Origin of the sequence: Rouxiella aceris, from assembly GCF_012933545.1 — a bacterium.
Taxonomy (GTDB): domain Bacteria; phylum Pseudomonadota; class Gammaproteobacteria; order Enterobacterales; family Enterobacteriaceae; genus Rouxiella; species Rouxiella aceris.
This window is the reverse complement of the sequence record NZ_JAADJU010000006.1, coordinates 193,487-217,558: the sequence shown is the minus strand read 5'-3', so window position 1 is coordinate 217,558 and position 24,072 is coordinate 193,487. Positions and strand designations below refer to the sequence as shown.

General features: G+C 52.3%; 18 protein-coding genes. 8 read left to right on the top strand and 10 right to left on the bottom strand.

What is annotated here, in order from left to right; translation table 11 throughout:
• The first annotated feature begins 97 nt into the window (after nucleotides 1–97).
• Nucleotides 98–757: a carbonate dehydratase gene (gene can, locus GW590_RS13105; protein WP_169403493.1), complete on the top strand. Its 660-nt coding sequence runs from the start codon at nucleotides 98–100 to the stop codon at nucleotides 755–757.
• A 97-nt stretch (nucleotides 758–854) separates the two neighbouring features.
• Here can and hpt read toward each other — a convergent pair whose 3' ends face one another.
• Both hpt and cueO read right to left on the bottom strand, forming a co-directional pair.
• The gene (hpt, locus tag GW590_RS13100) at nucleotides 855–1,391 is read right to left on the bottom strand and encodes a hypoxanthine phosphoribosyltransferase (RefSeq protein WP_169403492.1); all 537 of its coding nucleotides are present in this window, start codon (nucleotides 1,389–1,391) and stop codon (nucleotides 855–857) included.
• A 143-nt stretch (nucleotides 1,392–1,534) separates the two neighbouring features.
• Nucleotides 1,535–3,151 (bottom strand): multicopper oxidase CueO, encoded by a 1,617-nt coding sequence (gene cueO, locus GW590_RS13095; protein ID WP_169403491.1) that lies wholly within the window; start codon nucleotides 3,149–3,151, stop codon nucleotides 1,535–1,537.
• Between the two features lie 391 nt (nucleotides 3,152–3,542).
• On the opposite strand from cueO, the gene GW590_RS13090 reads away from it, so the two are divergent.
• From GW590_RS13090 to yddG, 4 genes are all read left to right on the top strand, one after another.
• On the top strand, nucleotides 3,543–3,890 hold the full coding sequence (locus GW590_RS13090) for a YacC family pilotin-like protein (protein ID WP_169403612.1): 348 nt from the start codon (nucleotides 3,543–3,545) through the stop codon (nucleotides 3,888–3,890).
• Between the two features lie 188 nt (nucleotides 3,891–4,078).
• Complete coding sequence (speE, locus tag GW590_RS13085; RefSeq protein WP_169403490.1) at nucleotides 4,079–4,954, top strand: polyamine aminopropyltransferase; 876 nt, start codon at nucleotides 4,079–4,081, stop codon at nucleotides 4,952–4,954.
• Nucleotides 4,955–4,983: 29 nt separating this feature from the next.
• Nucleotides 4,984–5,778 carry an adenosylmethionine decarboxylase gene (speD, locus tag GW590_RS13080; protein WP_169403489.1) on the top strand — a complete coding sequence of 265 codons (795 nt, stop codon included), beginning with the start codon at nucleotides 4,984–4,986 and terminating at the stop codon, nucleotides 5,776–5,778.
• A 243-nt stretch (nucleotides 5,779–6,021) separates the two neighbouring features.
• The gene (gene yddG, locus GW590_RS13075; protein WP_169403488.1) at nucleotides 6,022–6,897 is read left to right on the top strand and encodes an aromatic amino acid DMT transporter YddG; all 876 of its coding nucleotides are present in this window, start codon (nucleotides 6,022–6,024) and stop codon (nucleotides 6,895–6,897) included.
• A 16-nt stretch (nucleotides 6,898–6,913) separates the two neighbouring features.
• Here the strand turns inward: yddG and yacL are convergent, their stop codons facing one another.
• The 6 genes from yacL to pdhR all read right to left on the bottom strand — a co-directional run bounded on the left by yacL (nucleotide 6,914) and on the right by pdhR (nucleotide 17,990).
• Complete coding sequence (gene yacL / locus GW590_RS13070) at nucleotides 6,914–7,279, bottom strand: protein YacL (RefSeq protein ID WP_169403487.1); 366 nt, start codon at nucleotides 7,277–7,279, stop codon at nucleotides 6,914–6,916.
• 252 nt (nucleotides 7,280–7,531) lie between these two features.
• Nucleotides 7,532–10,129: a bifunctional aconitate hydratase 2/2-methylisocitrate dehydratase gene (gene acnB, locus GW590_RS13065; protein ID WP_169403486.1), complete on the bottom strand. Its 2,598-nt coding sequence runs from the start codon at nucleotides 10,127–10,129 to the stop codon at nucleotides 7,532–7,534.
• A gap of 570 nt (nucleotides 10,130–10,699) precedes the next feature.
• The gene (gene lpdA, locus GW590_RS13060) at nucleotides 10,700–12,124 is read right to left on the bottom strand and encodes a dihydrolipoyl dehydrogenase (protein ID WP_169403611.1); all 1,425 of its coding nucleotides are present in this window, start codon (nucleotides 12,122–12,124) and stop codon (nucleotides 10,700–10,702) included.
• 313 nt (nucleotides 12,125–12,437) lie between these two features.
• Nucleotides 12,438–14,339 carry a pyruvate dehydrogenase complex dihydrolipoyllysine-residue acetyltransferase gene (gene aceF, locus GW590_RS13055; RefSeq protein WP_169403485.1) on the bottom strand — a complete coding sequence of 634 codons (1,902 nt, stop codon included), beginning with the start codon at nucleotides 14,337–14,339 and terminating at the stop codon, nucleotides 12,438–12,440.
• Between the two features lie 15 nt (nucleotides 14,340–14,354).
• Nucleotides 14,355–17,018, bottom strand: a complete 2,664-nt coding sequence (gene aceE / locus GW590_RS13050; protein ID WP_169403484.1) for a pyruvate dehydrogenase (acetyl-transferring), homodimeric type — start codon at nucleotides 17,016–17,018, stop codon at nucleotides 14,355–14,357.
• Nucleotides 17,019–17,219: 201 nt separating this feature from the next.
• Nucleotides 17,220–17,990, bottom strand: a complete 771-nt coding sequence (pdhR, locus tag GW590_RS13045) for a pyruvate dehydrogenase complex transcriptional repressor PdhR (RefSeq protein WP_169403483.1) — start codon at nucleotides 17,988–17,990, stop codon at nucleotides 17,220–17,222.
• 503 nt (nucleotides 17,991–18,493) lie between these two features.
• Between pdhR and GW590_RS13040 the strand changes: the two genes are divergently transcribed.
• The 3 genes from GW590_RS13040 (at nucleotide 18,494) to GW590_RS13030 (ending at nucleotide 22,448) form a co-directional block, all read left to right on the top strand.
• Complete coding sequence (locus GW590_RS13040; RefSeq protein WP_169403482.1) at nucleotides 18,494–19,870, top strand: amino acid permease; 1,377 nt, start codon at nucleotides 18,494–18,496, stop codon at nucleotides 19,868–19,870.
• 195 nt (nucleotides 19,871–20,065) lie between these two features.
• Nucleotides 20,066–21,499 (top strand): glycoside-pentoside-hexuronide (GPH):cation symporter, encoded by a 1,434-nt coding sequence (locus tag GW590_RS13035; RefSeq protein ID WP_169403481.1) that lies wholly within the window; start codon nucleotides 20,066–20,068, stop codon nucleotides 21,497–21,499.
• A complete protein-coding gene (locus GW590_RS13030) occupies nucleotides 21,492–22,448 on the top strand; it encodes a glycoside hydrolase family 43 protein (protein WP_169403480.1) in 957 nt (318 codons plus the stop codon). Before GW590_RS13035 ends, GW590_RS13030 begins: the two co-directional genes overlap by 8 nt.
• On the opposite strand, the gene ampE is transcribed toward GW590_RS13030, so the two are convergent.
• Both ampE and ampD read right to left on the bottom strand, forming a co-directional pair.
• A complete protein-coding gene (gene ampE, locus GW590_RS13025; RefSeq protein WP_169403479.1) occupies nucleotides 22,445–23,299 on the bottom strand; it encodes a beta-lactamase regulator AmpE in 855 nt (284 codons plus the stop codon). The two genes, GW590_RS13030 and ampE, sit on opposite strands and share 4 nt — an antisense overlap.
• The gene (gene ampD, locus GW590_RS13020) at nucleotides 23,296–23,877 is read right to left on the bottom strand and encodes a 1,6-anhydro-N-acetylmuramyl-L-alanine amidase AmpD (RefSeq protein WP_169403478.1); all 582 of its coding nucleotides are present in this window, start codon (nucleotides 23,875–23,877) and stop codon (nucleotides 23,296–23,298) included. The genes ampE and ampD overlap by 4 nt, the downstream gene beginning before the upstream one ends.
• Nucleotides 23,878–24,072: the final 195 nt, after the last annotated feature.

Here is a 24,072-nt window from a genome sequence, read left to right as displayed (position 1 = left end):
TCGTTACAATCAGGGTTTTGCAGAACCAGTTTTAAATTGCTGAATGTTGTCTTATATTACCTCATCGCAGTTGTTTCCTTACAGGCTATTAACTTTCATGAAAGATATAGAGACACTGATCAGTAACAACGCAACCTGGTCAAAACTTATAGAAGAGGAAGATCCTGGCTTCTTTGAACGCCTCTCTCTTGCTCAAAAACCCCGCTTTCTGTGGATTGGTTGTTCCGACAGTCGCGTACCTGCCGAACGTCTGACCGGACTTGAACCTGGCGAACTTTTTGTTCACCGTAATGTTGCCAATCTGGTGATCCACACCGACCTTAACTGCCTTTCCGTGGTGCAGTACGCCGTAGACGTACTGGAAGTCGAGCACGTCATTATCTGTGGTCACTACGGCTGCGGTGGTGTTCAGGCCGCCGTAGAAAACCCGGAGTTGGGTTTGATTGATAACTGGCTGCTGCACATTCGTGATATCTGGTTCAAACATAGTTCCTCGCTGGGTGAGCTGTCACCTGACGAGCGTCTGAACAAACTTTGTGAACTGAACGTCGTGGAACAGGTATATAACCTGGGACACTCAACCGTGATGCGCAGCGCGTGGAAACGCGGGCAAAAGATCACGCTGCATGGCTGGGTTTACGGTATTCAGGACGGGCGTTTGCGCGATCTGGATATTACCTCCACCAGCCGCGAAATTCTTGAACAGCGTTATCGTCAGGGCATTGCCTCACTGCTGCAACCGCACCACCACAAGTAAATATCAACGCCCCGGACTATACAACGTCCGGGGCGCTATTCCTTTCCCTTATGTGCCCTGCCGCAGCGGATAATGACGCTGCAAATGGCCTTGTCCGTTACTCGTCGAACATCACCACTTTGCCGACGTACGGCAGATGGCGATATCTTTGGGCATAATCAATGCCATAGCCAACAACAAATTCATCGGGAATAGTAAAACCGACATATTCGACGGTAACATTTACTTCGCGACGCTCGGGTTTATCGAGCAGCGTACAGATGGCCAGGGATTTAGGTCCACGCAGATTGAGGATCTCGCGCACTTTGCTCAGGGTGTTGCCCGAGTCAATGATATCTTCGACAATCAGCACATCTTTGCCGCGAATATCTTCATCAAGATCCTTGAGAATTTTCACATCGCGCGTGGAAGACATGCCGTTGCCGTAGCTGGAAGCAGTCATAAAGTCGACCTCATGCGGCACCTCAATGGTACGACACAGATCGGCCATAAACATAAATGAGCCGCGTAATAGTCCCACCAAAACCATTTCACTGCCGCTATCGCGGTAATGCTCAGTGATCTCGCGGCCCAACTCGGCTATACGGGTTTTTACTTCCTGCTCGGAGATCATGACTTCGACGCTGTGTTTCATATAAAAACTTAACCACCTGAAAAATGAGTGAGTGCTGCCATCAGTATGGTCGAAGGCAGCCTTTGTTGCGCAAAGATTATATCAAACAAAAGTGGCGCTGAGTAAGATGCGGGTCATGACGCACAAAATCTCCGGGCTCTGACTCAAGCAGAAACGGTAAAGCCCAGCATCATGCCGCTGTCTTCATGCTCAAGTAAATGGCAGTGGGCCATATAGGCATGCGCCTTGTCGGCGGGATGAGTAAACTTCACCAGCACTTCGCTGCGCCCGCCTTCGACATGCACAATATCTTTCCATCCCTGGCGATGGGCTGCCACTGGCTGACCATTCTCACTGAGGATGCGAAACTGGGTGCCATGGATATGGAAAGGATGCAGCATCATGTCGCCCTCCCCGGACAGGGTCCATTTCTCATATTGTCCCAGTTTGACATCAAAAGCCGGCGTCGCCATATCATAGGCTTTGCCGTTGATCTTATTGGCTGACAGCAGATCCCACTGCCCAGCTTGCGGTGACATTCCCGGCATAGCCATCGCGCCACTGTCTGTTGATGTCATCTTGCCATGATCTGCAGCCGACATACCCGGCATGGCGGCCATCTGGCTGTGATCGCCCATCTTCATTCCTGCCATTGCGCCATGACCATAGCGCGTCATCAGCGCCTGCATGCCCAACTGGTCGAGGCGCGGATCCATCATTAACTGTAACCAGCGTGCGGGCAGGTTGTCGGTAGCCACCAACGGCGGCAGCGCGATCAGCTTATCGGGCAAGGTGCCGCCCGACTGGGTAGTGGTCGGCTGGATTTTCAATACCGGCAGCGGTTGATCAAAAGGTGCCAGCGTCATGCCCATCTGCTGCACCGGCAAGGTTTGCAGATCAAAGGCCTTGCCGTCGGAACAATCCACCATCACTTCAAAGCGTTCGCCCATCAGCATCGGCAATTCCGTTACCTTGACCGGTTCGGCCAGCAAGCCGCCGTCACTGCCAATCACATAGAGCGGACGGCCATCGCTGGCCACCAAGCGCAGTGAGCGGGCATTACAGCCATTCAGCAGGCGCAACCGTAGCCAGCCGCGAGACACGCCATGCTGCGGGTAGATCACCCCGTTGGTCAACATATGCTGACCAAACCAACCTACCGCGGCGGTCATTACATCAAGCTGATAATCGATCTGCCCGGCCGTATTAAGCCGTTTGTCCTGCAAAATCACCGGAATATCATCAACGCCCCAGCGCGAAGGCAGCGGGATTTTGTCACTCTCTTCATCTTCGATCAGCACCAACCCCGCCAGGCCCATCGCCACCTGATAGCCGCTGGTCTGATGCGGATGGGGATGGAACCAACAGGTGGCCGCCGGTTGATCAATAGTGAACTGCACTTCCCGGCTGGCACCGGGGGCGATCATCGCCTGTGGACCGCCATCCACGTCGCCGGGGATCTCCAGACCGTGCCAGTGCACCGTACTGACGCTGGGCAGATTATTTTTAACCATCACACCGACCTTCTTGCCGCGACGCAGGCGCAGTACCGGTCCCAACAGATTACCGTTGATGCCCCAGGTGGTGGTATTGACCCCTGGCAAAAACTGGCTTTGTCCCTGCTGCAAGCTGAGGTGGTAAATGCCTCTGACGTCAGGCTGGAGGATATCAGGGACCGGCAGCGCCGGACGACTGGCAGCAAAAGCCTGTTTGCTCCAGGCGGGAATGGCGGCGATACCGCCGAATAACGCAGCGAGTTTGATAAAATCACGACGATACATGGTCGGTCCTTGTTGAGATCGGAAAAGAGTCAGATGACTTCAGCCTAAACCCTGCCCCTGGGTAAAGGTCAAGACGATTAAACCGGAGAAAGGCAGTTTACCCTAAATAATTCGAGCCGCATCGCGGCGGCAACTGAAGGCTTCTCCGGCAGCATAGATGACTCTGCGACCGGGGTGAGTAAAGGCCGCCAGCAAAGATGCCGCTTGAAGCAGGACGGGTATAAACAAAAAGAAATTTATGAGCGCTGCGGCAAATATGGTAACGTCATTTTGATTATTTACGAGCATGATCATTTATATGACTAATACTGTTATTGTAGTTAAGAACATTTTACTTGCCGGGGTGGGTTTACTGGCAAAAGCACCTTCCCCCGCAGAAACAAGGCACAGCATGAAAAAAATCACCCTGAGTCTGCTAGTGCTGACATTACTTGGCTTCTCCTCTGCCAGCCAGGCGCTTAGCGAACCGGAAGCGGAAGACCTGGCCGATCTGACCGCCGTTTTTGTCTATCTGAAAAATAACTGTGGCTACGACCAGCTTCCCAATACGCAAATCAAACGGGCCATTGTCTATTTTGCTCAGCAAAATCATTGGGATCTCGGCAACTACGGTGCTTTTAATATGCAGTCGATGGGCGAAGACAGTTATCGCGATCTTAGCGGTATTCAAATCGCCACGCCGACCAAGTGCAAATCACTGGCACGCGACTCTCTTGGACTATTGACCTACGCCAACTGATCCCCCTGTCACCCCACTTCCTCTGGGGTGAGCTAAACTGTCTTTGTCAGATCCCGCCCGTTAGTCACTTGCTCGCGGCGAGGATGTCGATCTGCCGCCAACAACCGGATCGTGCAACCCTCGCCCGGGTTGGCTATTATATTGCGCCAATTTTCATGGCTATACGTCCTCAGGAGAAGAGCGAGATTATGTCGCAAAAAGTATCCCGCAAAGAAATCTGGTATGAAACGCTGCATAGCAGCTTTGGCCAGTATTTTACTGTTGATCAAGAACTCTATCGTGAAAAGACGGCCCACCAGGATTTAGTGATATTCGAAAATGCCGCGCTGGGCCGGGTTATGGCTCTCGACGGTGTGGTGCAGACCACGGAACGCGATGAATTTATCTACCACGAAATGATGACCCATGTGCCGCTGCTGGCGCACGGCAATGCCAGGCGCGTGCTGATTATCGGCGGCGGTGACGGCGGCATGCTGCGTGAAGTCTGTCGGCATAAAACCGTGGAACAGATCACCATGGTGGAGATAGATGCCGGGGTGGTCGAGTTTTGTCGTCAGTATCTGCCAAATCATAATGCCGGATCTTATGACGACAGCCGCTTTAAGCTGGTGATTGACGATGGCGTCAACTTCGTCAATCAAACCGACGAAATCTATGATGTGATCATCTCCGACTGTACCGATCCTATCGGTCCCGGAGAAAGTCTGTTCACTTCTGACTTTTACGCCGGCTGCGCGCGTTGTCTGCAACCCGAGGGGATTTTTGTTGCCCAAAATGGGGTCTGTTTCCTGCAACAGGATGAAGCGGTCAATAGCCATCAGAAACTCAGCCACTATTTCCAGGACGTCAGTTTCTATCAGGCAGCCATTCCGACCTACTATGGCGGTATTATGACCTTTGCCTGGGCCACTAATAATAGCGCCTACCGTCAGCTCGATAATGCCACCCTGCAGGCCCGCTTTGCCGCCTCTGGCATCACCAGCCGTTATTACAATCCGGCAATCCATCAAGGCAGCTTTGCCCTGCCGCAATATCTACTGAATGCCCTGTCAGCCCAAGGCTGATACCGCATCCACAAGGGGGGTGAACGAAATTGCAAAAGCTGAAACTGCATGGTTTCAATAACCTGACAAAAAGCCTGAGTTTTTGTATCTACGATATTTGCTATACCAAAACCGCAGCCGACCGTGATGCTTATATCGCCTACATTGATAAAGAGTATAGCGCCAACCGTTTGACCGAGATCCTCACCAAAACCTGCTCGATTATTGGTGCCAATATCCTTAACGTTGCCCGGCAGGATTATGAACCACAGGGGGCCAGCGTAACCATTTTGGTCAGCGAGGAACCGGTGGATCCGAAGGACGTGGATAACTCGGAACATCCTGGTCCCTTGCCCAACTCGGTGGTAGCCCATCTCGATAAAAGTCATATCTGCGTGCATACCTATCCGGAAAGTCATCCGGAAGGGGGACTTTGTACCTTCCGCGCCGATATCGAAGTCTCGACCTGTGGCGTAATTTCGCCGCTAAAAGCGTTAAACTATCTGATCCACCAGTTGGAGTCGGATATTGTTACCATTGACTATCGCGTACGCGGCTTTACCCGCGATATCAATGGCGTAAAACACTATATTGACCATTCCATTAACTCGATCCAAAACTTTATGTCTGCCGATATGAAATCGCTGTATCACATGATGGATGTGAACGTTTATCAGGAAAATATCTTTCATACCAAGATGCTGTTAAAGGATTTCGATCTGCAACACTATCTTTTCAACGCCGATCCCGATGAACTCAGTGCGGCGGCCCGTAAAGAGATTACCGATCTGTTATACAAAGAGATGCAGGAAATCTACTACGGCAGAAATATTCCTCAGCTTTAACCAAGTAGCCAAGTCACCATTTAGAATGGCCAGGTAATCAGGATGTTATTTGGCCATTTTATTCTCCGCATAGCGCATTGCCAAAAATCCTCCCCGTTCTGCCGCTTTTTTTATCTTTTGTTGGGTCAAACTGATCGGGGAATTGTCATGCCGGTAACGTAAATTATCAGCATATAGGCCGTTTATTTAAGCGTTACAATCGCTTATCTTAGGGGTACTTTTCTCTTTCGAAGACATTCCCCGATGGACCGTTTTGCAACCCTGTTTGGCATTTTCGCCATCCTGCTGTGGAGTATGAGCGTCGCCCTGACGCGCAGCCTGGCAGAAGCCCTTGGCCCTTTCGGTGCCGCCGCCTCAATCTATACCGTCAGCGGTATTATGGTCTGGATGGTAGCGGGCAAGCCGACGCTGCGCGGACAGTCTCCGGCCTATTTGATCCTCTGCGGTCTGCTGTTTGTGTTTTATATGGTGGCCTTTTCTCTGGCCATCGGTCTGGCAAACAGCCGCCAGCAAACCCTGGAGCTGGGGCTGGTGAACTATTTATGGCCAAGTCTGACCTTACTGTTTGCCGTACCGCTACTGAAAATTCGCGCCCGCTGGTGGATGTGGCCCGGCCTGGTGCTGGCCTTTGTCGGCGTGTTGTGGGCAATCAGCGGCGGGCGCGGACTCAGTGTGCATCAGTTACTTGAAAATGTGCACAGTAACCCGTTGGCCTACGCCCTGGCGGCCGGGGCTGCCGTATCCTGGGCGCTGTACTCCAATCTGGTGCGATTATTTAGTAAAGGCAAAGGGGTATTGCCGCTATTTCTGCTGGCGACGGGGGGCGTGCTGTGGGGGCTCTATTTCAGTTTTTCATCCACCCGCTTGCACCTTGACTGGCCAGCGGTCGGCGAGCTGCTGCTGATGGGAGCCATCACCGCCATCTCTTATCAGTGCTGGGATCTGGCGATGAAAAAAGGCAATGCCACGCTGGTGGCGGCGCTGTCTTACTTTACGCCGCTGTCATCGATTTTTATCGCCGGGGTATGGCTAAATACTTTACCCGGCAGCAGCTTCTGGCCGGGTGTCGGCATGGTGGTCGCCGGATCCTTACTGTGCTGGAGCGCCAGCCGTAAATAAAGGCCGCGGGAGCCGGTTAACGATAAGTCACGATAAAGGCACGATACTTTTGCAGCACTTGCAGGAAATCCTCAATGCCGCACAACGACAGGCTCTCTTCGTCGTAATAGTTCATGCCTTCTTCCATATTATCACTTTCCAGATCCAGCTGGTTGGCCCGAACCATTACCTCTTCCGCATCGAGCCACAATGTGTACTCATGCCCGTCAAGTTGCCAGGAGCGTTCGCTGCCTTTAAGCTCAACGGCAGCGGCCTCGATTTTGTCCAGCAGGCCGAGATCGCCTTTGATCTCTTCGTTCAGCCAGTGGCCGATCACTTCGTGGCCCATTGAGAAACGGGCCTGCACTTGCCCGGTGATATCACGCAGGAAGTCATAATCCATGGTCCTGTCCTCCGATTGGCGATAACCATCCACCATTAAAATCAGCAATAAAAAAAGGAGGCCGAAGCCTCCTTCAGACTGCTGACAAAGTCTGTTATTAGGGAGAGTGCACCGTTGGGGTCGTAGCGGGCTTGCCCGCCGGAGCGCCCCTAGGTGTGCTATGCCCGGGTATCTCGATCATCAAGACGACTTTGTCATCAAATTCAAAGGAGGCCGAAGCCTCCTTGATGTTCTGTGGCGCAATATAGCGAGTTACAACGCGGTTTGGAAGATCACGCTGTCAGCTTTTTCAGTGTACTGCGACAGCTTGTCGAAGTTCAGATAGCGATAGGTATCCACCGCCGTCTTGTCGACCTGCGCCATATAGCCCAGATACTCTTCCGGCGTCGGTAAACGCCCCAACAACGCAGCAATAGCCGCCAGCTCAGCGGACGCCAGATAGACATTGGCACCGGTGCCGAGACGGTTCGGGAAGTTACGGGTTGAGGTGGAGACCACCGTCGAACCGTCCGCCACGCGCGCCTGGTTACCCATGCACAATGAGCAGCCCGGGATCTCAATACGCGCCCCGCTCTTGCCAAAGACGCTGTAATAGCCCTCTTCGGTCAGCTGTGCAGCATCCATTTTGGTCGGCGGTGCCACCCATAAACGGGTCGGCAACTGACCTTTATAGCTGTCGAGCAGTTTACCAGCCGCGCGGAAGTGGCCGATGTTGGTCATGCAGGAACCGATAAAGACCTCATCGATTTTGCTATTGGCCACGCTCGACAACAGACGGGCATCATCCGGATCGTTAGGCGCGCAAAGAATAGGCTCTTTGATCTCGGCCAGATCGATCTCGATCACTGCCGCGTATTCCGCGTCAGCGTCGCCTGCCAGCAGTTTCGGATCAGCCAGCCAGCTTTCCATGCCCTTGATACGACGCTCAATGGTGCGACGATCGCCGTAACCTTCGGAGATCATCCACTTCAGCAACACAATATTGGAGCTGAGGTATTCGGTGATCGGAGCCTGATCCAGTTTGATGGTGCAACCTGCAGCAGAACGTTCTGCCGAGGCATCGGCCAGTTCAAACGCCTGCTCGACTTTCAGCTCAGGCAGACCTTCGATTTCCAGGATGCGACCAGAGAAGATGTTTTTCTTACCTTTCTTCTCAACGGTCAACAGCCCTTGCTGGATAGCATAGTAAGGGATGGCGTGCACCAAATCGCGCAGGGTAATACCCGGCTGCATTTTGCCTTTAAAGCGCACCAGCACCGATTCCGGCATATCCAGCGGCATAACGCCGGTGGCGGCAGCAAAAGCCACCAGCCCCGAACCTGCCGGGAAGGAGATGCCGATTGGGAAACGGGTATGGGAGTCACCGCCGGTACCGACCGTATCCGGCAGCAGCATGCGGTTGAGCCAGGAGTGAATGATACCGTCGCCAGGACGCAGGGAAACCCCGCCGCGATTCATAATAAAATCGGGCAGCGTATGGTGCGTGGTGACGTCAACCGGCTTCGGATAAGCCGCGGTATGACAGAATGACTGCATCACCAGATCGGCCGAGAAGCCGAGACAAGCGAGATCTTTCAGTTCATCACGGGTCATTGGACCGGTGGTATCCTGAGAACCCACCGAGGTCATTTTCGGTTCGCAATATTCGCCAGGGCGGACACCTTCCACGCCACAGGCGCGGCCGACCATTTTTTGCGCCAGGGAGAAGCCTTTGCTGCTGCTGGCGACCGGTTTGGCAATACGGAACACATCACTTTGTGGCAGTTTTAGCGACTCACGGGCTTTAGTGGTCAAGCCACGACCAATGATCAATGGAATACGGCCACCGGCGCGCACTTCATCGAGCAGGACATCGGTTTTCAGCTCAAAAGTGGCCAGCACGGCGTCGGTTTCGTGATTGCGCACTTCGCCTTTATACGGGTAAATGTCGATAACATCGCCCATATTCAGATTGGCAACGTCAACTTCGATTGGCAGAGCACCGGCATCTTCCATGGTATTAAAGAAAATAGGGGCAATTTTGCTGCCAAGTACCACACCGCCTGCGCGCTTGTTCGGCACGTAAGGGATATCGTCGCCCATATACCACAGCACCGAGTTGGTCGCCGACTTGCGGGAAGACCCGGTACCGACCACGTCACCGACGTAGGCCAGCGGAAAACCTTTTTTATTCAGTTCTTCGATCTGTTTGATTGGCCCTACATTGCCAGGCTGATCGGGCACAATGCCTTCACGTTCGTTTTTCAACATCGCCAGCGCGTGCAACGGGATATCCGGGCGCGACCAGGCATCAGGCGCAGGAGAGAGATCGTCGGTATTGGTTTCGCCGGTGACTTTAAACACCGTCACGGTGATTTTCTCTGCCAGTTTCGGCCGCGCCAGATACCATTCGGCATCGGCCCAGGACTGGAGGATTTTAATCGCGTGGCGGTTTCCGGCGCGCGCTTTCTCTTCAACGTCGTAGAAGTTATCGAACATCAAGAGCGTATGAGACAACGCCTTGGCGGCAATCGGTGCCAGCGTTTCGTTTTCCAGTGCATCGATCAGCGGATGAATATTGTAGCCACCTTGCATGGTGCCCAACAGTTCAACGGCTTTTTCGGGAGTTACCAACGGAGAGGTGGTGTCGCCTTTGGCAACGGCGGCAAGGAAGCCGGCTTTTACATAAGCGGCTTCGTCAACGCCTGGGGGTACGCGGTTAATCAGCAGGTCCAGCAGGGTTTCTTCTTCACCTTTAGACGGGTTCTTCAGGTTTTCAACCAGTGCGGCCATTTGTGAAGCATCGAGTGGCTTAGGGACAATGCCCTCTGCAGCACGCTCGGCTACGTGCTTACGGTATTCTTCTAGCACGACTCTCTCCTCGCTCTCATTGTCATTTATTATGTCCAGACCCTATCCCGCGTGTAGAGGTGGTACTTGCAGTCAATGGCGGAATACAGCCTGGTTTCCGTTATCAATCAGCCATAATGCCCAGAGGTCACAAACACCCTGCAAAGCGGTATTGATGTGGTTGATAGCCGGATCACGGCGGGTACGTCTTTTTATGAGGCAAAGCGAAACATCCTGAACGCTTAGCGACGACAGTCCCCGGTTGCGCTGTGGCAGCATAGCAGGGTTTGCCGTGCTTGTTAATTCGTTCACATAAAAGCAACATTAAATATTTGCTGAATCGTTAGGCACAGTGCGATCCGCTGCTTTTACCTGTTCGTCCACCGCAATCTATTAACCATAATTTATTAATGGATTTAGCGACACTGTTTTCCGTGATATTTGCTATCCCGCCCGCACTCCACAGCAGAGACGGCAACTTTATGAAAAATAGCGATACCAGGCCTGGTGGGGAGAGGGTTGTCAGGGCCACAAACAATGACGGCTTCCAGATGGAAGCCGTCATATCAGCAAATCAAACCAGCAGAAAAATTACTTCTTCTTGGCTTTTGGATTTGGCAGATCGGTGATGCTACCTTCATAAATCTCGGCAGCCAGGCCGACGGACTCATGCAAGGTTGGGTGCGCATGGATAGTCAGCGCCAGATCTTCTGCGTCGCAGCCCATTTCGATAGCCAGACCGATTTCACCCAGCAGCTCGCCACCGTTGGTACCGACAATCGCGCCACCAATCACCCGGTGCGTTTCTTTGTCGAAAATCAGTTTGGTCATACCGTCAGCGCAGTCGGAAGCAATAGCACGACCGGAAGCCGCCCATGGGAAGGTCGCCGTTTCATAGCTGATGCCTTTCTCTTTGGCTTCTTTCTCGGTGACACCCACCCAGGCAACTTCTGGCTCGGTGTAGGCAATGGAAGGGATCACCTTAGGATCGAAGTAATGTTTCTTACCGGAGATCACTTCCGCAGCGACGTGGCCTTCATGCACGCCTTTGTGCGCCAGCATTGGCTGACCGACAATATCGCCGATGGCGAAAATATGCGGCACATTGGTACGCATTTGCTTATCAACGTGGATAAAGCCGCGATCGTCAACTTCAACCCCAGCCAGGCCCGCATCCAGCAGTTTACCGTTAGGTACACGACCGATAGCCACCAGCACGGCGTCATAACGCTGCGCTTCAGCTGGCGCTTTTTTACCTTCCATCGACACGTAGATACCGTCTTCTTTGGCTTCTACGGCGGTGACTTTGGTTTCCAGCATCAGGTTGAACTGCTTGCTGATTTTCTTGGTAAAGACTTTAACTACGTCTTTATCGGCAGCCGGGATCACCTGGTCAAACATTTCGACGACGTCGATTTTTGAACCCAGCGCATGATACACGGTGCCCATTTCCAGACCGATGATACCGCCGCCCATCACCAGCAGACGTTCAGGCACAGTGGTCAGCGCCAGCGCATCCGTTGAGTCCCAGACGCGTGAGTCATCATGAGGAATAAATGGCAGGGTGATAGGACGAGAACCCGCAGCAATAATGGCATTGTCGAAGTTGATGGTGGTGGTACCATTCTCACCTTCAACCACCAGCGTGTTGGCACCGGTAAATTTGCCGAAGCCGTTAACGACTTTGACTTTACGGCCTTTCGCCATACCCGCCAGACCGCCGGTCAGCTGATTGATAACTTTTTCTTTCCAGACACGCACTTTGTCGATATCGGTTTTGGGTTCACCAAAAACAATACCGTGTTCTGCCAGGGCTTTAGCTTCAGAAATCACTTTAGCCACGTGCAGCAGGGCTTTGGAAGGGATACAACCTACGTTCAGACAAACGCCACCCAGGGTGGAATAGCGTTCAACCAAAACGGTTTCAAGACCTAAATCAGCGCAACGGAAAGCGGCAGAATAACCTGCAGGACCCGCCCCAAGTACCACGACCTGAGTTTTAATTTCTGTACTCATCATGACCTCTTAATTGTTTGTCCGGCGGGTCAGACGTCTTAAATGAAGCGCATTCGTCAATGTCGCGAATGCCATACGCAACGCTCTTCATCCACCGGGACGCATACACCGCGAGAAGTTTACAGAATTGTTAACAGTCTGCAAACAAAGTTCGGATGGCCTGTGTCTCAACAACCTTGCCGACAAATCATTATCTTATCGCTCAAGCTGCCACTGCTTTGGCTGACGGCAACTTGCCGGCGACAGGAACAATGCCTTGTCACAAGATCCGTGTCAAAAACAAGGCCGGCAACCAGGGCCGGCCTTATAACGATTACATAACCAGACGACGAATATCTGACATTACGGTACCGATGTAGGCCGCGAAACGTGCGCCGGCAGCACCGTCAATCACCCGGTGGTCGAAGGACAGAGACAGTGGCAGCATCATACGCGCTTCAAACTCTTTACCGTTCCAAACTGGCTTCATTGACGATTTGGATACGCCAAGGATCGCCACTTCAGGCGCATTGACGATTGGCGTAAACGCCGTACCGCCGATACCGCCCAGGCTGGAGATGGTGAAACAGCCGCCCTGCATGTCAGACGCCGTCAGTTTACCGTCACGCGCTTTCTTGGAAATCACCGCCAGTTCACGAGACAACTCAACAATACCTTTTTTGTTGACGTCACGGAACACCGGAACCACCAAACCATTAGGTGTATCAACTGCTACCCCGATGTTGATGTATTTTTTCAGCGTCAGTTTTTGGCCGTCGGCAGAAATCGAGCTGTTAAAGCGTGGGTACTCTTCCAGCGCTTTGGCAGCCGCTTTCATCAGGAATACCAGTGGCGTGATTTTCACGTCGAGCTTTTTCTTCTCGGCTTCGATGTTCTGCTGCTTACGGAAGGCTTCAACTTCAGTGATATCCGTTTCGTCGAACTGGGTAACGTGCGGGATCATCACCCAGTTACGGCTCAGGTTGGCACCAGAGATTTTCTGGATGCGGCCCAGTTCAACTTCTTCGATTTCACCAAACTTGCTGAAGTCCACTTTCGGCCATGGCAACATACCCGGCAAGCCACCGCCAGTCGCCGCCGCGGCAGCAGGTGCTGCTTCGGCACGTTTGACCGCGTCTTTAACATAAGCCTGAACGTCTTCGCGCAGGATACGACCCTTACGGCCGGTACCTTTCACTTTCGACAGATTGACGCCAAATTCGCGCGCCAGACGACGGATTACCGGCGTGGCATGCACATAGGCATCATTCTCGGCAAACTCGCCTTTGCTTTCGCTGGCCGCAGGTGCTGCTGCTTTTTGCTCCTGCTTGGCCGGCTCGGCTGACTGTTGTTGTTTGGCCGGTGCTGCGGCAGGGGCAGCGCCTTCCACTTCAAAGACCATGATCAGTGAGCCGGTGCTGACTTTATCGCCAGCGGCAATTTTGATCGCTTTAACCGTACCGGCGAAAGGTGCCGGCACTTCCATGGAGGCTTTATCGCCCTCAACGGTGATCAGCGATTGTTCCGCCGCGACTTTATCGCCAACTTTGACCATGATTTCGGTCACTTCGACTTCGTCACCGCCGATATCCGGTACGTTGACTTCTTTGCTGCCGGAAGCTGCTGGTGCAGCGGCAGGTTTTTCTTCTGCCTTGCTTTCCGCTGCGGCTGGCGCAGCATCGGCGGCACCCGCCACTTCAAACACCATAATCAGAGAACCGGTGCTGACTTTGTCGCCGGCAGCAATCTTGATCTCTTTTACTTTACCAGCGAAAGGTGCCGGCACTTCCATTGAGGCTTTATCGCCTTCAACGGTGATCAGCGACTGCTCAGCGGTCACGGTGTCGCCGACTTTGACCATAATCTCAGTCACTTCAACTTCATCGCTACCAATATCCGGCACATTAACTTCTTTGCTGCCGGAGGCGGCTGGCGCAGCCGCAGGTTTTTCTTCTGCTTTGGCGGCAGGTTTCTCTTCTGCTTTAGCCGGTGCCGCAGCACCCTCGGCAGAATCAAATACCATAATCAGCTTACCGGTTTCGACGGTATCGCCGACCGCAACCTTGATCTCTTTAACCACACCGGCCTGCGGCGAAGGGACTTCCATCGAGGCTTTGTCACCTTCAACCACAATCAGCGATTGTTCAGCGGAAACGGTATCACCGACTTTTACCAGCACTTCGGTAACTTCCACTGCATCTGCACCAATGTCTGGTACGTTAATTTCGATAGCCATCTGTTTATCTACCTCTTATGCCAGACGCGGGTTAACTTTATCAGCGTCGATGCCGAACTTGGTAATAGCTTCTGCCACCACCTTCACATCGATCTCGCCACGCTTGGCCAGTTCGCCCAGCGCTGCAACGACCACGTAGGAAGCATCGATTTCGAAGTGGTGACGCAGGTTTTCACGGCTGTCTGAACGACCAAAACCGTCGGTACCCAACACGCGGAAATCGCTGGCAGGGATAAAGTTGCGAACCTGTTCGGCGAACAATTTCATATAGTCGGTTGATGCCACCACTGGCGCGTCATTCATCACCTGAGCCACGTAAGGAACGCGTGGGGTTTCTGAAGGATGCAGCATGTTCCAACGTTCACAGTCCTGGCCATCACGCGCCAGTTCGGTAAAGGAAGTCACGCTGTAAACGTCTGAACCGACGCCGTAGTCTGCTGCCAGGATCTGTGCCGCTTCACGTACGTGACGCAGAATAGAACCTGAGCTCATCAACTGCACTTTACCTTTGCTACCGGCAACGGTTTCCAGCTTGTAGATCCCTTTGCGAATGCCTTCTTCCGCGCCTTCTGGCATGGCTGGCATATGGTAGTTTTCGTTCAGCGTGGTGATGTAGTAATAGATATTTTCCTGCGCTTCGCCGTACATGCGACGCAGACCGTCCTGCATGATCACTGCCACTTCATAGGCATAAGCCGGATCATAAGAGATACAGTTAGGAATAGTCAGCGACTGAATATGGCTGTGGCCATCTTCGTGCTGCAAGCCTTCGCCGTTAAGCGTAGTACGGCCTGAAGTACCGCCTACCAGGAAGCCACGCGCCTGTTGGTCGCCCGCTGCCCAGCAGAGATCGCCGATACGTTGGAAACCAAACATTGAGTAGTAGATATAGAACGGGATCATTGGCAGGTCGTTGGTGCTGTACGACGTTGCCGCGGCCAGCCAGGAAGAGGCGGCACCCAGTTCGTTAATCCCTTCCTGCAGGATCTGACCTTTTTCGTCTTCTTTGTAGTAAGCAACCTGCTCACGGTCTTGCGGGGTATATTGCTGACCGTTAGGGCTGTAGATACCAATCTGACGGAACAGACCTTCCATACCAAAGGTACGGGCTTCGTCGGCAATGATTGGCACGAGGCGATCTTTGATCGAATCGTTTTTCAGCATCACGTTCAGCGCACGCACAAAGGCGATAGTGGTGGAGATCTCTTTCTTCTGTTCTTCCAGCAACTGAGAGAAGTCTTCCAGCGCAGGGATTTCCAGTTTCTGGGTAAAGTTCTTCAGACGCGTTGGCACATAGCCTTTCAGCGCCTGACGACGTTCGTGCAGATATTTGTACTCTGCAGAATCTTTTTCCAGTTGGATAAATGGCAGTTTTTCCAGGTTTTCATCGCTGACCGGTACGCTGAAACGATCGCGGATGTAACGGACGCCATCCATGTTCATTTTCTTGACCTGGTGGGCGATGTTTTTGCCTTCTGCGGTTTCACCCATGCCATAACCTTTGATGGTATGAGCCAGGATCACTGTTGGCTGGCCTTTGGTATCCTGCGCTTTTTTCAGGGCAGCAAAGACTTTCTTCGGATCGTGACCACCGCGGTTCAGTGCCCAGATCTCATCGTCGGTCATATCTTTAACCAGCTCAGCGGTTTCCGGATAGCGGCCGAAGAAGTGTTCACGCACATATTTGCCATCGCGTGATTTAAAGGTCTGATAGTCACCGTCAACGGTTTCGTTCATCAGTTGGATCAGTTTGCCGCTGGTATCTTTACGCAGCAGTTGATCCCAACGGTTACCCCAGATCACTTTGATCACATTCCAGCCGGCACCGGCGAAAATGCCTTCCAGTTCGTTGATGATCTTGCCATTACCGGTAACCGGGCCATCAAGGCGCTGCAGGTTACAGTTAATGATAAAGCACAGGTTGTCCAGTTTCTCGCGGGTAGCGATAGTGATCGCCCCTTTGGATTCCGGTTCATCCATCTCGCCATCGCCCAGGAACGCATACACGCGCTGGTCAGTGGTGTCTTTCAGGCCACGGTGGTCGAGATATTTCAGGAATTTGGCCTGATAAATGGCGCCAATTGGACCCAGACCCATAGATACGGTCGGGAACTGCCAGAACTCAGGCATCAGTTTAGGGTGCGGATAAGAAGAGAGACCTTTACCGTGAACTTCCTGACGGAAATTGTTCATCTGGTCTTCGGTCAGACGGCCTTCAAGGAAAGCACGCGCGTACACGCCTGGAGAGATATGGCCCTGGAAGTAAACCAGATCGCCACCGTCTTTCTCGTTGCGAGCACGGAAGAAGTGGTTGAAGCACACTTCGTAAATAGCGGCGGAAGACTGGAATGATGACATATGGCCACCCAGTTCCAGGTCTTTCTTAGAGGCACGCAGCACGGTCATAATCGCATTCCAGCGAATTGCCGTACGAATGTTGCGTTCCAGCTCCAGGTTACCCGGATACTCAGGTTCATCTTCAACAGCGATGGTGTTGACGTAGTTACGGTTAGCTGCACCTGCAGCAACACTGACGCCGCCTTTACGTGCTTCATTCAATACCTGATCAATCAGGAACTGTGCACGCTCAACACCTTCTTCACGGATGACCGATTCGATCGCATGGAGCCAGTCGCGAGTTTCGATCGGATCCACGTCATTATTTACACGTTCTGACATGGTACTTTTCCTTATCTGTCTGTTTATCTGGAGCCTGTCTTCCTGTGTTTTCACTCCTGCTGTTGCTGGACAACAACACACGAAGACAGGCCCGTCAGTTTAGTTTCCGCCCTCAGATGAGGACATAAAAGTTTTTTAAATTATTCTCGGCGCCCTGCAACTGCAGGCTTTGGGTAGAAAAATGTCAGATTCCCCCCGAGCTTAATTTTCTTCCTTACGTTGCTGGAGTCGACGTAGTGAACGGTCACGACGACTGTGCTCCCTGCTCAGATCCAGCAAAACTTCCTCAATAAACGCCAAGTGACGGTGTGATGCTTCGCGCGCTTTTTGTGGCTCGCGTGCAACAATCGCCTCATAAATCACGGCGCGGTGGTTGCTCACCATCGCCAGCATTTCGCGGCGGGAGTAAAGCAATTCAAAATTCTGTCGAACGTTCTTCTCGAGCATCGGCCCCATGCAGCGCAACAAGTGCAGCAACACCACATTATGCGTGGCTTCAGTAACCGCCACCTGGTACTGCATAACGGCATCGGCTTCAGCATCGAGATCGCCGCTTTTTTGTGCGGTCTGGATCACCACATGGCAATCACGGATGCGTTGCAGGTCCTCATCGGTGCCGCGCAGTGCAGCATAATAGGCACCTATCCCTTCAAGGGCATGACGGGTTTCCAGGAGATCGAACTGTGATTCGGGATGCTCAGAGAGTAATTCAGCAAGGGGATCGCTAAAGCTTTGCCATAAATTGCTCTGCACGAAGGTGCCGCCACCCTGGCGACGTAACAGCAGTCCTTTACCTTCAAGGCGTTGGATTGCTTCCCTCAGGGAAGGCCGCGAAACATCAAACTGCTTCGCCAGTTCTCGCTCAGGCAAAAGTTTTTCACCCGGGCGTAGCGTACCTTCGAGGATCAGAGACTCTAATTGCTTCTCGATCACATCAGATAACTTTGGCTGTTTTATTTTGCTATATGCCATGAGAACTTTTGTCTGCCTTTTAGGGGGAAATACCCCTCGCCCTTCAAGGTGCAGATGATATGGCGGCCTGGGCTGCCTTCCCGCATCTTGAAATTAATGAGGTATGTAACCACTTAGGAGTAAATTGGTAATACCAATTTAAAAAACGTGGCCGTAAAGTAACAAAGTATTGACGTGGTGTCCATATCAGTACGGAGTTAAATCCCCAACCCGCGCACTTTTTAACAAAGATTTATCATTTATAGATTTCGATGTGCGTTTGATCACAAATTTCCTTGCCGGGACAACTTTTGACATCGTTTGCTCAATTGTTAGACGCTTATTCAACAAACCAGGTGCAAACTTTTTCGCATACCACTATTCTTGGCCAAACGGTAGTTCATGCTGATTTTTCTCTGCATTGCAGCCGTAAATAATTAGATACAAAATGTGTAACTTTCGCCTTACAGAAAGCGTTTTTAGCAGATTTGTAGCTTTTTTCCCCAACGACAGAGGATCGGGAAATGGATGATCAGCAGCACGGCGATGAACTGCACCGCGGCTTAAAAAACCGCCATATTCAGTTAATTGCCTTAGGTGGCGCAATTGGTACCGGGCTTTTCCTCGGCATTGCACAAACCATAAAAATGGCGGGACCTTCCGTTCTGCTCGGCTATGCCATTGGTGGATTGATTGCTTTTTTGATCATGCGCCAATTAGGTGAAATGGTAGTTGAAGAGCCTGTTGCCGGCTCCTTTAGCCACTTCGCGTACAAATATTGGGGCAACTTCGCCGGCTTCGCTTCAGGCTGGAACTACTGGGTGCTGTACGTCCTGGTGGCTATGGCTGAACTGACGGCGGTGGGGATCTATGTCCAATACTGGTGGCCTGAAATCCCGACCTGGGTCTCGGCGCTGGTGTTCTTTGTGCTGATTAACGCCATTAACCTGACCAATGTAAAAGTCTATGGGGAAATGGAGTTCTGGTTCTCGATCATTAAAGTCGTGGCCATTGTCGGAATGATTGTGTTTGGTGCCTGGCTGCTGGCCAGCGGCCACGGTGGTCCGGAAGCAACCGTGACCAACCTGTGGGCACAGGGCGGCTTCTTCCCTAACGGCATTCGCGGTCTGGTAATGGCGATGGCGGTGATTATGTTCTCCTTTGGTGGCCTCGAGCTGGTGGGCATTACCGCCGCTGAAGCCGATGATCCGGAGAAAAGCATCCCGAAAGCCACCAATCAGGTTATCTACCGTATTCTGATTTTCTATATCGGCTCACTGGCCATTCTGCTGTCACTTTACCCGTGGGGCAAAGTGGTTGAGGGCGGCAGTCCGTTTGTGTTGATCTTCCACGCGCTGGACAGCAATCTGGTGGCGACCCTGCTTAACGTGGTGGTGTTGACCGCTGCACTGTCGGTGTACAACAGCTGCGTCTATTGCAATAGCCGTATGTTGTTCGGTCTGGCGAAACAGGGCAACGGCCCGAAAGCCCTGCTGAAGGTTGACCGTCGCGGTGTCCCGGTAGTGGCTATTGGAATTTCTGCGCTGGCAACAGCACTTTGCGTACTGATCAACTATCTGATGCCGGGTAAAGCCTTTGAACTGTTGATGGCGTTAGTGGTGTCTGCATTGGTGATTAACTGGGCAATGATTAGCCTTGCCCACTTGAAATTCCGTCAGGCAAAACAGCGTGAAGGCGTTACCACCAAGTTCAAGGCCCTGCTTTATCCGCTGGGCAACTACATTTGCCTGCTGTTTTTGTGTGGCATTCTGGTGATTATGTATATGACGCCGGGTATCCAGATTTCAGTTATCTTGATCCCGGTATGGCTGATCCTGCTGGCTATCGGCTACAAGCTGAAAGGCAAGAACGGCGAGGTCGCCAACGCGATCGGTAAATAATATATCCTGGTGATACTCCTGAAACCCGGCACCCAGCCGGGTTTTTTTATGCCATCACTAAATGCAAACTGGCTCACACTTTTATTTTCTTGACCAATTTGTCCATCTCTACACGCCTTATCTCCTGACCCCATCTCATTTGCCGGGTCAATACTTCCAACACTTACTGTTAGTCCCCTATTGGAGAGGAAATCCATGAGACAAGGCGCACTATCTTTTAAAGAAAAAGTGGCATATGGCATGGGAGATGCGGGCTGCAACATGATTTGGGGCACCATCACCCTGTTTCTCAGTTACTTTTATACCGATATTTTTGGTCTGGCTCCGGCGCTGGTGGGCATTATGCTGCTGTCGATCCGCGTCGTGGATGCCGTCAGCGACCCGATTATGGGCGCAATTGCCGACCGCACGCAAAGCCGCTGGGGCCGCTTCCGTCCTTATTTGCTATGGATTTCCGTGCCTTTTGCGCTGTTTAGTATCCTGATGTTTTCTACACCAGACTGGAGTTATTCCAATAAGGTGATCTACGCCTTCGTCACCTATTTCCTGATGTCGTTAACCTACACCGCGATCAATATTCCCTACTGTTCATTAGGCGGGGTGATCACCGCCGATCCCAAAGAGCGTGTCTCCTGCCAGTCCTATCGCTTTTTTATGGTCGGTATCGCCACGCTGATCCTGTCATCGTCGTTGCTGCCTATGGCGGAATGGTTCGGTGGGGCCAACAAAGCCAAGGGCTATCAAATGTCGATTGCGGTGATGGCCGTGATTGCCCTGGTGATGTTTCTGTTCTGTTTTAGCTCGGTCAAAGAACGTATTCAGCCGGCAGTGCCAACCAAGCATGCGCTGAAAAGTGATTTAAAAGACGTATGGAAAAATGACCAATGGGTGCGCATTCTGCTGCTGACCTTCTGCAACGTCTGCCCCGGTTTTATCCGCATGGCGGCCACCATGTACTACGTGACCTGGGTCATGGAAAAATCCAACACCTTTGCCAGCCTGTTTATCAGCCTGGGGGTGATCGGCATGATGATCGGCAGCGCACTGGCCAAACCGCTGACCGACCGTTTCTGCAAACTGAAGGTATTTTTCTGGACCAATATTGTTCTCACCCTGTTCTCCTGCGGTTTCTACTTCCTTGATCCGCATATGACCCCGCTGATCCTGGTGGCCTACTTCGTGCTCAATATCCTGCACCAGTTGCCTTCTCCGCTGCACTGGTCGCTGATGGCCGATGTCGATGACTACGGCGAATGGAAAACCGGCAAACGCAGCACAGGTATCAGTTTCTCCGGCAATCTGTTCTTTTTGAAGTGTGGCCTGGCCGTTGCCGGTGCCATGGTCGGTTTTCTGCTTTCCGCTTATGGCTACCAGGCAGGGGCAGCGTCACAGACTCCTCACGCACTTAACGGTATCCTGCTACTGTTTACCGTGATCCCCGGCATTGGATATTTGATCACCGCCGGTGTCATCAAGTTACTCAAAGTTGACCGCGAACTGATGCAACAGATCCAGACCGATCTCGAAATCCGTCGCCGTAACTACCGAGAACTTAATGAAATTCATGAAGTAGCACAGGGTGAAATGAACTCACCGGTCTTTGTTAGCAAGGAACCAAAGCATGAGTAATAGCCACTACCCTAATCCTTTTATCACCCAGCGCGCCGATCCGCATATCTGGCAGCATACTGACGGCCACTACTATTTTATCGCCTCAGTACCAGAATATGACCGTCTGGAAATCCGCCGTTCGCCAACGCTGGAGGGACTGGCCACGGCCAGACCCCGCGTTATCTGGCGCAAGCATGCCAGCGGACCGATGAGTGCACTGATTTGGGCACCTGAACTGCATTTTATCAACGGCAATTGGTATATCTACTTTGCCGCCGCCCCGTCAGATAAAATTATCAAAGGGTTATTCCAGCACCGTATGTTTGTGCTGGAATGCTCGGATGCCGATCCGCTGAGCGGTAAATGGCAGGAAAAAGGGCGCGTCAAAACGCCGATAGACAGCTTCTCTCTCGATGCCACCCATTTCAGCCATGACGGCAAAAGCTATTATCTCTGGGCGCAAAAAGATCCGGCTATTGAGGGAAATTCCAATCTTTACCTGGCTGAAATGAGCAATCCCTGGACGCTGAAAACCGCCCCGGTGATGTTGAGCAAGCCAGAACTGGAGTGGGAAACACGAGGATTTTCGGTTAATGAAGGGCCGGCATTTATCTGCCACGACGATAAACTCTTTATTACCTACTCAGCCAGCGCAACCGATGAAAACTACTGTATCGGCCTGCTGTGGGCCGATCTCTTCGCGGATATTACCGACCCGACACAGTGGCATAAATCCCAGACACCGGTATTTACCACTCAGGCCGATAACCGGCAGTTTGGTCCGGGACACAGCAGCTTTACGCAGAATGAAAATGGTGAAGACATTCTGGTTTACCATGCGCGCAATTATACCGAGATCCACGGCGACCCGCTGTATGACCCTAATCGCCATACGCGCCTGAAAACCTTCACCTGGGATAAGGAAGGGATGCCGGTGTTCGGAGAACCTCCGGCAGATGATGCTTAAACCAGGGTGCCGTAAATCGTTAACAGGGCAACCACAATCAAAATAATGATGGTGACTTTACGCGCCATGGTAACGGCGGCGCGCGGTGTCTGCACCTGATCAAGATGCGGATCGCGCGCCAGCGAGAATTGTGCCAGACGTGTCAGCACCTGATATTGCGAGGTGTGGATATCACCCAGTGAAGCAAACCACGCTGGTAATGCCTTTTCACCGTGGCCTATCAAGGCGTAGGCCACGCCAGCCAGGCGTACCGGGATCCAGTCAAGAAGATGCAGAATATCATCGACATTGGATTGACTGCGTTTAAGCGGCGTAGCATGACGCGCCAGCCAGGTCTGATACCCCCGCATCACCGCATATCCCGCCAAAGCCACCGGCCCGTAAGGACCGCAGACCACAAACCAGAATAATGGTGCCAGATAGAAACGAAAATTTATCCAGATCAGCGCATTTTGCAGCTCTCTTAAGCGCATCCCTTCCGAGCAATCCACCGGCAAGCCATGGATCAGCGTCAACTCTTCCGCCATGGCCGAGCAGGCATGCATATCTCCCTGTCGAGCCGATTTCAGGTAGGCACGGTAGTGTTTGCGCGTGATACCCGCACCAATACACAACAGGCAGATCACCACCCACAGCAGCAGTGACGGAATGCCAAAAAATGCGCCATGCACCAGGCGCAGAATGCCCCAGATCACCGCCATCCACAGCACCAGAATAGCCAGCGTCTTGGGCAGGGAAGCGGCACGGCCGCGACGGAAGACAATCTCGAAACGATGGTCAAGCTGCCAATGTTCGCCCAGTTTAAATAAACGTTCCCAGGCCAAAACCAGCAACAAAGTAATTAACGTCATGAACTATGGCTCTCTTTTGGTGTTTCCGACAGCGCGTCCTCGCTAATGGCGGCAAGATAACGCGACCAGTCAAAGTGCGGGCCGGGATCGGTTTTTCGTCCTGGCGCAATATCACTGTGGCCGGTGATATGTTGCAAATCGATTGGATAGTGCTGGATTAATAAACCCGTAACTTCAAGTAAACGCTGATATTGCTCATCGGTAAAGGGCAGGTCATCGGTGCCTTCCAGTTCAATGCCGATAGAGAAGTCATTGCAACGCTCACGCCCTTGCCAACTGGAGACACCGGCATGCCAGGCGCGTCGATCAAAAGGCACATATTGCACAATCTCGCCGTCACGGCGAATTAAACAATGAGCCGCCACGCGCAGGCCCTGGATCTGGGCAAAAAAAGGATGATCGTCAGGGTTAAGCGTGCCGGTAAATAATTGATCAATGTAGGGTCCACCAAATTTGCCTGGCGGCAGACTGATATTGTGGATCACCAATAACGAGGGGACTTCATCTTCAGGACGAAGATCGCAATGAGGAGAAATAACGTGGCGAGCCTCAGTGATCCAGCCTTGTTTTAACTGCATTGATAACCTCGTCGATACCCGGGATAATTCAAGTTGCACCACGATAATAATCGGCAACTAACTCAACCAGTTCACCGGGTTGCGCTAGCGCAGACCATGGAAAAGTGGCATCAGGTATCACCGGGATACGCACTTTGCATGGTACTTATCACCACAACAGGGTAGCATGTTTTTTTGACTATCCTACCCGCCATT